The sequence below is a fragment of the Streptomyces sp. 8K308 genome, from assembly GCF_004348315.1.
Classification (GTDB): Bacteria; Actinomycetota; Actinomycetes; order Streptomycetales; family Streptomycetaceae; genus Streptomyces.
Genome location: NZ_SMKC01000648.1, coordinates 1 through 1102, shown reverse-complemented (window position 1 = coordinate 1102; position 1102 = coordinate 1). Strand labels below are relative to the sequence as shown.

Below are 1102 nucleotides of genomic sequence, written 5' to 3'. Positions count from 1 at the left end.
AGCCTGGCTCACCCGCCGCCCGCCCCCGACCGGATGAGCGGGCCGCCACGCGGGCGCCGCCGCGCGATCCGCGCCGGGCCGGGTCCGGCGCGGGCCGCGCGTGGCGGGAGGCCACAGGGCCGGCCTGCCGCGCGGTGACGCGGGCCGGCGGGCACCGCCGGCGCCGGCAGAGGGCCGCGAGGCCGCCGCGCCAGCCGGCGCGGCGGCGTCAGCCGAGCCGCGCCCGGCGCGGGCCGCGCGTGGTGTGGAGACCACGGCCCAGCTGGCCGCCCGATAGCGCGGGCCGGCGGAGACCGCCTGCGGGGCCGCCGCCGGCCCGCCGAGACGCGGCCGGAAGTGGCCCTTCGGCCGGCGGGCAGGTCACTCGGCGGCTGTCCCGCCCGGGTACGCGTGCGCGAGGCGACCCCGCGGCCGGCGTGCTCGGCCGAGCCGTGGGCGCCGGAGGCGCCGGGCCGCGCGTGAGCCCGGCCCGGCGCGCGGGCGCCGGGCCGGGCCGGGATCGCCGCAGGCGCCCGCCGCGAGGCCCTGGACGGCACGACCATGCCGAGGTTCAGCGGTCGCCCCGCCACCAGCGGCAACCTCCGGCCGCGCGCACCACGCGAACAACCTCGCGCCGAAAGCAACGGCCCACCGTCGGCTACAGACGGTCCCCGGCGTGAGCACGCCGGGCCCGGTGGCGGCGCCAGCCGCCGGGGCTGGAGGAACGGCCCAGCGTCGGCCGCAGGCCGGGGGCCGTGGGTGCCGGCGTGTTGCCGGCGAGGCACCTCGGCCACGATGATCTGGCCATGACAGTGCGGCGGGCCGAGGTGGTGGTGGTCGGGGCCGGGCTCGCCGGGCTCGTGGCGGCGCGGGAGTTGGTGGCCGCGGGGCACGAGGTGCTGGTCGTCGAGGCCGCCGAGCGGGTCGGCGGACGCACCCGCGCGCGACGCCTCGGCGACGTCTCCGTCGAGTTGGGCGGCACCTTCATCGGCCCAGGACAGGACCGGGTGCGGCGGCTGGCCGACGAACTCGGGCTCGCCACCGTCCCCACCCACCACCACGGCCGCCAACTCCTCAGGTGGCGTGGCCGGTCGCGCTCGTACACCGGCCTCGTCCCCCGGCT

General features: G+C 81.4%; 1 protein-coding gene. It reads left to right on the top strand.

What is annotated here, in order from left to right:
- Window positions 1-785: 785 nt before the first annotated feature.
- Window positions 786-1102: FAD-dependent oxidoreductase (locus E1265_RS36415; protein ID WP_132935204.1), on the top strand; the 317-nt coding region annotated here is incomplete at its 3' end.